This is a genomic window from Carboxydocella sp. JDF658 (assembly GCF_002049395.1).
Taxonomy (GTDB): Bacteria; Bacillota.
This window is the reverse complement of sequence record NZ_BDLR01000023.1, coordinates 161,278-167,673: the sequence shown is the minus strand read 5'-3', so window position 1 is coordinate 167,673 and position 6,396 is coordinate 161,278. Positions and strand designations below refer to the sequence as shown.

The window sequence follows — 6,396 nt, the reverse complement described above, 5'->3', positions numbered from 1 at the left end:
GGCTCCGCTCGACTTGCATGTGTTAGGCACGCCGCCAGCGTTCATCCTGAGCCAGGATCAAACTCTCCGAATATATCTCGAAAAGTTTTCATCCGAAATTAATAGAAACTCGAAACTGACGAGTCCGTTTTACGGTGTAGAACATCCTGTTCAGTTTTCAAGGATCTGTTCTTTTCGGTTGATTATAGGCTTCGCATTACTGCGTTATCTGCTCGCCTCTAATCAACCTCAGTATGACCTCTTCCCGGATTCGAACCTCGAACATCCAACTTCGAACCTCGCATCAGCGACGTTAGTTATAATATCACATCGGTAGCTTTTTTGTCAACTACAAATTTTATTTTTTCATCGGGGGAACTTGTCCCCCGACGCTTGCATATAATAACACACAGAGAATAAACGTGTCAATAGTTTTTTGTTTTTATTGTGGGGCTGCGCGGTGGCCTAAACCAATAGCGACCTCATCCAAATGTAAAAGTCCTATACCAAAGAAAACGGCTACGCTAATATGGTCTTGATAACGAGCAATACCAATTTTGCCACCTACGTTTAACCCAACTGCTTTAGGCATGATTTGAGCCAGAGCTTCTCGGGTTGCACCTGCAACCGCTCCTTCGTCGGCATGGGTATCTTTGATAACGCCTTCTCGTTTAGCTGCCACAACAGCTCTCTCTACGATTTTTGCCACTGAAGGTACAAACTCACCACCATAATCTACTGCTGCAGTTTTTATCCCAATTTTGGCAAATTCGTTTTTCAAATTTTTTTCTTCTTCTCGGTCGGATGTTAACGCCATACGAATTGCAACAGCGGCAATTCGCTTGCTGCCAGTTGGTGCATGAACCAACGATATCACCTCATTAAACTCTCTGTAGCGTTAATTAATTATATCTAACAATTTGTATACAAGCAATATCACTCGGTGAATATTTCCGCCCGCTGACCTGCTTTTATTGACAATTGCCCCTTGCTTACTCTGCCCCGTTCAGTCCATTTCTCAACCTGCACAGTTATTGTTTTATTAAGTCTATTATAAATCGTAATGCGATCACGGTTCTGGGAGGGTATAGTTACCTCCCCCAGTAAAAAATCTGCAATCGCTATACCATTTCTTTCTACTATTATTGCAGCTGATTGGCTAAAGTTTTCAGGTATGAGGCGCCAGTAATAATCTGCTTGATTTTGTTCGGTGCTAAAAACAGATATAGCTTCTTCAGAGTAATATATATGTCCCTTGGGGTCATGATGATTTTCTAAAAAGGCTGAGACTTTAAAATACCCCTCCATTGGTATTGAATTGTCCCACAATTGATAAAAGCCTATGCTCAAAATTGTTAAGATGGCTACTGCCGTAATAGCTCGAAATACATAATCCCAGGCAGGCATAATAATCCCTCCCGCAATATCATATGCCTGCCTCCTGGTCTCTTATGTAAAAATTTGTTTGATTATCGATTGTTTAGACGTTTCTCCCATAATTCTTTGGTTCTCTTCAATTCAGTAAAAAGACGAAACAGCAGTCGTTCTATTTCCAACCTATCCATGACAAAGTCCGCAGGAGCAAGGATCTCAATCTTGCGAAACTCATCTCGCACAATAAAGGGCAAAATCTCCTCAAGGGTATCACAGCGGACAGTTATAATCAAGGGCGCAAAGGCCATTTCCCTGCCATCCACTTCATCAGTCACGGTATAGATGTCTAGACCCATGTCTATTTCTTCGACAATTACCCCTTGCCAGGGTACGTTCCGCAGCAATGCTGCCTGCTGATCCCGGATTTCTTCAGCCATTTTTTCTGGAGACTTACCTCCAAATAAAGCTTTCTTTCCAGTCCCTTTAAAATCCAGGCGAATTCTCGCCCGTACCGGTGATATTACAACTTGGTTATTTTCCAGAGATTTAACCATAGATAAACCTCCAAACTTTTTCTAATACTCAATACCCCTTCTCGCTGAAATTCCCTGTTGAAATGGGTGCTTTATCTCTTTCATTTCTGTAACCAGATGGGCCGCTGCAATGATTTCCGGCGGAGCATTACGCCCGGTTAGGACCAACTCCACCAGAGGAGGCTTATTATTGATCAGTTCTAGAACTTCTTTCGTGGAAATTAGCTCAAAATAAATTGCATTTAGTACTTCATCTAAAATAATAATATCAAATTCATCGGTAGCCATAATCTTTCTAGTTTTTTCTAAAGCCATGGCAGCTTGTCTTATATCTTCGGCTGTAGCTTCCCCTTTTTTGACAAAGCATTGACCACATCCCCGGCAAGAATCTTCCCCCTGGCGAATAAGGTGACTGTAGGGACAGCCACGACCGTACTGGCTGAATTGAATGTAAGGATAAAGGCGATGCCAGGTAGCTAGCTCCCCATAATAACCGCTACCTTTCATGAATTGAATAATATAAACTTTAAAACCATGACCAATAGCCCGTAAAGCCAGGCCAAAGGCAGCCGTAGATTTTCCTTTGCTATTCCCTGTATAAACCTGAATTAGCCCCTGTGTTAAGCGCTGACGCATTTTCTCCTTCTCCCTTCCCTGAAGCTAAAAAAATTATTCTCCCCTGTCTGGCACTTTTCCTGCCGGACAGGGGATTTTTTTCTACCAGGTCAGGTCTCTGGAGCCACATAACCCGCAAGTATCAAAGTACCGCCTGGGGTTTTCATAGGCCAGTTGCGCCGTGTCCAGATCTGCTCCCGTTGCCTCCATAGTACTGATAAAACCCTCATCGTCAAAATTAGCATAAAGGCCAGTCGGGGGACCACAGGCCTCGGGGACAGGTGGAGGAATCAGGGAACTGGAGAAGTTCACTGTGTTTCCACAATTATTGCAGCGTGGCATTATTCTCCCTCCTTCGTTGTAGTAGTATTTACCAGTGAGACTGCTTCCATACATGAAAACTTATCAGAAAAGAAATGCTATTACTGGAGGTGTGATTATGAAAAGAGTAGTAACAGCTCTTTTTAACAATGCCGGTGATGCCATTAAAGCCGTTCAAGAAATCAGTCCGTTTCTCGGACCAGATCAGGTTTCCGTAGTTACTAAGCTAAAATCCGATAATGAAGAGGTATTAGGAGGCCCAAAAGGGATACTCCTGTATACCAGTCGTATTTATGGCCAGTCTGAACCATTGGCTCCGCTGCAGGGGCTGTATCCTGTTGAAATAGTGGAACTCGAAAAGCATGGTACCTTCGCAGCTGTTGGCCCCCTGGCGGATGCAATTATGCAACCAGACAAGAGCATTGCTGATGCTCTGTCCTACCTGGGAGTTCATACTGAGGAGGCTAACTATCTGGCTACAGAAGTGCTGGAAGGCAATACCCTGGTAGCGATTGAATCAGATAACAGCAAAATTAATGAGATCGGTAACCTCCTGGCCAATTATGGCGGTTATGCAGTCAAGAAATGGGACAGAGATCTTGACCATGCTCTTTACCCCTACGGTTAAATTGGGACTTGCCAAGTCCCGCCTCCCATTTTAAAATAGAATCAGGGAGGTGGGAAACCATGCCACGGGTAAAAAAGTTTGGTACTTTCCGGTTGAACAGCATGGGGAAGAGCATTGAAATCAACATGGATCATGGATGTGGTATCTGTGATAGTGAAGAATTCCGGCATCTCAACACCCGTTTAGTGGATGAAAAGGGCTGGGTTTCAGAATTCAAGTGTAATGGTTGTGGTGATGTCATTCGTTTATCCCATCATCACCACAATGTTATCGACTAAAAATATAACCCCGTTCCACAGGGGGAACGGGGTGTCCTGTTTTATAGCCTTTTTAATAATTCCTGGCGTAATTGCTCATAACCAGGTTTACCCAGTAAAGCAAACATATTCTTTTTATATGCCTCTACACCAGGCTGGTTAAATGGATTTACCCCCAGTAAATAGCCACTTATTCCACAGGCCTTTTCAAAGAAATAGACTAACTGGCCAAAATAATATGGATTATTGGCAGGTATATTGACAACCAGTGCCGGTACCCCGCCATCAGCATGGGCCAAGAGAGTGCCGGCAAAAGCTTGCTTATTGACAAAATCAAGCGACTTCCCGCTAACAAAATTCAGGCCATCACTGTCATCGGGATCTTCGGGTATGAACAATTCTGCTGTAGATTGTTCAAACATGAGAACGGTTTCAAACAGATTGCGCAAACCTTCCTGTAAATACTGCCCCAGGGAATGCAGGTCAGTGGAAAACTCTACTGCCGCAGGAAAGATACCTTTGCCGTCTTTACCTTCGCTCTCTCCATATAACTGTTTCCACCATTCGGCAAAGGAATGTAACTGGGGTTCATAGCTGACCAGTACTTCCAGAGTCTTGCCTTTGGCATACAAAAGATTACGTAGAGCTGCATACTGGTATGCCGGGTTCTGTTCCAGGTTTTGGTTAGCATACAACTCCATGGCCTCGCGCGCCCCGGCCATGATTTCCTCAATGTCAATCCCGGCCGCAGCTATTGGCAACATTCCCACTGCCGTAAGCACAGAATAACGGCCCCCGATTTCGTCTGGAATAACAAAGGTTTCATAGCCTTTTTCGGTAGCCAGGCGTTTTAAAGCTCCCCGGTTCCTGTCAGTGGTAACATATATCCGTTCCCGGGCCCCTTCAACCCCATATTTGCGTTCCAGCAGCTCCCGGAAGAAGCGGAAAGCAAGCGCCGGTTCGGTTGTGGTTCCTGATTTTGAAATAACGTTTAGTGCCAGCTCCTTACCTTCCAGTACTTCTAATAGATGTTTTAAATATACCGGACTCAGGTTATTACCGGCAAAATAAATTTCCGGTGCCTGTCTTTTCTCCGCCTTAAGTTGATTGCGGAAAGTGTGGCCAAGCAGTTCAATCGCAGCTCTGGCCCCCAGATAAGAACCCCCAATACCGATAACAATCAGGGCATCTGCCTGTTCCTTGATGCGGGCAGCAGCATTTTTTATTCTCTCAAACTCCTGGCGATCATAGGTTTGTGGCCATTCAACCCAGCCAGTGAATTCCTGGCCGGGTCCTTTCTTTTCATGTAGCAGCTGGTGAGCGAGCTTAACAGCCGGTGCCAGCTGGCTTAATTCCTCCTCACGAACAAAAGCTAGTGCTTTGCCATAGTCAAGGGTGATGTTTTTCATAAGCTACCTCCTCTGGATTTGATTTATAATGCATGCCCAGGCTGTTTAGCGATTAAGCCAGAAGGCCCGCCGTTCCATATAGGGAACAAATCCCTGACTGCTCCAGAAATTACGGGCGATTTCATTTTCCTGGGCATTAGCAATTTCCACCAGTTCCACGCCGTTTTTTTCAAACCACTCCAGAATAGCGCGTAAAAGGGCTTGTCCAATGCCCTGCCGTCTGTGACTGGCCCGGACTCCCAGTTCAGAAATAAATCCAAGGCGTGTAATAGTGAAAATTGGGGGCCGGGTCAACAACATACCATGGCAAAAACCCAGTACCTCACCATGTTCTTCTGCCAGAATCAAAAAATTGGTAGGATCTGCTAGTAGCGTATTGAGATAGCGAAAATAATTTTCCCTGGCTCCAGCCGCCAGCCGATATTGTTCCCCGTATTGTTCATGGAAAACAGCCAGTTCATACCATAAAGCTGTAATCCCGTACAAATCCTCACGGGTTGCCTCACGCACAATCATCCCGGTCTCCCCCATTTATTTCCTCTCAATCCTGGCTATTTGCCTGAGTTTCCTGATCTCTTCACTGTTTAGATAACGATATCCACCCTTCTTAAGACCTTTTAAATTTAAAAAAGCGAAGCTGGAACGTTTCAGAAATAGAACCGGATGACCTATGTACTGGCACATGCGTCTAACCTGGCGTTTCCTGCCTTCATGAATGGTAATCTCCAGCCAGGCTCTTCTGCCTTCCTTGCCTGCTAACCTGACCTGTGCCGGAGCCGTCATCCCGTCTTCCAGAGGGACCCCCTGGCGTAGTGCCTGCAATTTTTCCTCCTCCGGTACCCCTTCTACCAGAGCCAAATAGGTTTTGGGTACTTTATAGCGCGGGTGGGTAAGAGCATAGGTCAATTCACCGTCATTGGTCAATAAAAGTAGTCCTTCCGTGTCATAATCCAGGCGACCGACGGGAAAAACCCGGGTCTTTACATCCTTAAGCAATTGTAAGACCGTAGGGCGCCCTTGCGGGTCTCTGACGGTAGTGACATAACCTCGCGGTTTATATAATAAAATATAAATTTTCTCATCGTTAATTTTTATCTTGTTACCATTAACTTCGATCAGGTCGCGCTCGGGATCAGCCTTAAAACCCAGTTCTTTTATCACTTTGCCGTTTACTTTCACTTTTCCTGCCAAAATCAGTTCTTCTGCCCGTCTCCGGGAAGCAATCCCCGCTTTAGCCAGGATTTTTTGCAATCTCTCCAGCGGCATCTTTTTTCCTCCCC

At 45.1% G+C, this 6,396-nt stretch carries 9 protein-coding genes, 1 rRNA gene and 1 pseudogene; 2 read left to right on the top strand and 9 right to left on the bottom strand.

Going from position 1 to position 6,396, the window contains the following annotated elements:
- From JDF658_RS04970 to JDF658_RS04945, 6 genes and pseudogenes are all read right to left on the bottom strand, one after another.
- Positions 1–73: ribosomal RNA gene (locus tag JDF658_RS04970) — 16S ribosomal RNA — on the bottom strand; the annotation flags it as partial.
- A 348-nt stretch (positions 74–421) separates the two neighbouring features.
- On the bottom strand, positions 422–847 hold the full coding sequence (locus JDF658_RS04965; protein WP_278307752.1) for a HutP family protein: 426 nt from the start codon (positions 845–847) through the stop codon (positions 422–424).
- Positions 848–915: 68 nt separating this feature from the next.
- The gene (locus JDF658_RS04960; RefSeq protein ID WP_079906658.1) at positions 916–1,386 is read right to left on the bottom strand and encodes a hypothetical protein; all 471 of its coding nucleotides are present in this window, start codon (positions 1,384–1,386) and stop codon (positions 916–918) included.
- Between the two features lie 62 nt (positions 1,387–1,448).
- Positions 1,449–1,907, bottom strand: coding sequence for a hypothetical protein (locus tag JDF658_RS04955; RefSeq protein WP_078664764.1), 459 nt, complete (start codon positions 1,905–1,907; stop codon positions 1,449–1,451).
- A gap of 21 nt (positions 1,908–1,928) precedes the next feature.
- A pseudogene (cobO, locus tag JDF658_RS04950) lies at positions 1,929–2,525 on the bottom strand (cob(I)yrinic acid a,c-diamide adenosyltransferase); the annotation flags it as partial.
- 78 nt (positions 2,526–2,603) lie between these two features.
- Positions 2,604–2,843, bottom strand: coding sequence for a hypothetical protein (locus JDF658_RS04945; protein WP_078664766.1), 240 nt, complete (start codon positions 2,841–2,843; stop codon positions 2,604–2,606).
- A 97-nt stretch (positions 2,844–2,940) separates the two neighbouring features.
- Here JDF658_RS04945 and JDF658_RS04940 point away from each other — a divergent pair, with 97 nt between their 5' ends.
- Entirely contained in the window at positions 2,941–3,450 is a 510-nt protein-coding gene (locus tag JDF658_RS04940; protein ID WP_079906657.1) for a hypothetical protein, read from the top strand.
- 59 nt (positions 3,451–3,509) lie between these two features.
- Positions 3,510–3,728 carry a hypothetical protein gene (locus JDF658_RS04935; RefSeq protein ID WP_078664768.1) on the top strand — a complete coding sequence of 73 codons (219 nt, stop codon included), beginning with the start codon at positions 3,510–3,512 and terminating at the stop codon, positions 3,726–3,728.
- A 41-nt stretch (positions 3,729–3,769) separates the two neighbouring features.
- Here the strand turns inward: JDF658_RS04935 and JDF658_RS04930 are convergent, their stop codons facing one another.
- From JDF658_RS04930 to JDF658_RS04920, 3 genes are read right to left on the bottom strand one after another with little or no spacing between them, the layout of a single operon-like run.
- The gene (locus JDF658_RS04930) at positions 3,770–5,116 is read right to left on the bottom strand and encodes a glucose-6-phosphate isomerase (protein WP_079906656.1); all 1,347 of its coding nucleotides are present in this window, start codon (positions 5,114–5,116) and stop codon (positions 3,770–3,772) included.
- Positions 5,117–5,161: 45 nt separating this feature from the next.
- Positions 5,162–5,632, bottom strand: a complete 471-nt coding sequence (locus JDF658_RS04925) for a GNAT family N-acetyltransferase (protein WP_159446564.1) — start codon at positions 5,630–5,632, stop codon at positions 5,162–5,164.
- A 15-nt stretch (positions 5,633–5,647) separates the two neighbouring features.
- On the bottom strand, positions 5,648–6,382 hold the full coding sequence (locus JDF658_RS04920) for a pseudouridine synthase (protein WP_078664771.1): 735 nt from the start codon (positions 6,380–6,382) through the stop codon (positions 5,648–5,650).
- Between the last annotated feature and the right edge of the window lie 14 nt (positions 6,383–6,396).

Excerpts from the sequence above, each read along its gene's own strand:
- JDF658_RS04960 (WP_079906658.1), bottom strand. The coding sequence starts at position 1,386 with ATGCCTGCCTGGGATTATGTATTTCGAGCTATTACGGCAGTAGCCATC.
- JDF658_RS04955 (WP_078664764.1), bottom strand. The coding sequence starts at position 1,907 with ATGGTTAAATCTCTGGAAAATAACCAAGTTGTAATATCACCGGTACGG.
- JDF658_RS04945 (WP_078664766.1), bottom strand. The coding sequence starts at position 2,843 with ATGCCACGCTGCAATAATTGTGGAAACACAGTGAACTTCTCCAGTTCC.
- JDF658_RS04940 (WP_079906657.1), top strand. The coding sequence starts at position 2,941 with ATGAAAAGAGTAGTAACAGCTCTTTTTAACAATGCCGGTGATGCCATT.
- JDF658_RS04935 (WP_078664768.1), top strand. The coding sequence starts at position 3,510 with ATGCCACGGGTAAAAAAGTTTGGTACTTTCCGGTTGAACAGCATGGGG.
- JDF658_RS04930 (WP_079906656.1), bottom strand. The coding sequence starts at position 5,116 with ATGAAAAACATCACCCTTGACTATGGCAAAGCACTAGCTTTTGTTCGT.
- JDF658_RS04925 (WP_159446564.1), bottom strand. The coding sequence starts at position 5,632 with ATGATTGTGCGTGAGGCAACCCGTGAGGATTTGTACGGGATTACAGCT.
- JDF658_RS04920 (WP_078664771.1), bottom strand. The coding sequence starts at position 6,382 with ATGCCGCTGGAGAGATTGCAAAAAATCCTGGCTAAAGCGGGGATTGCT.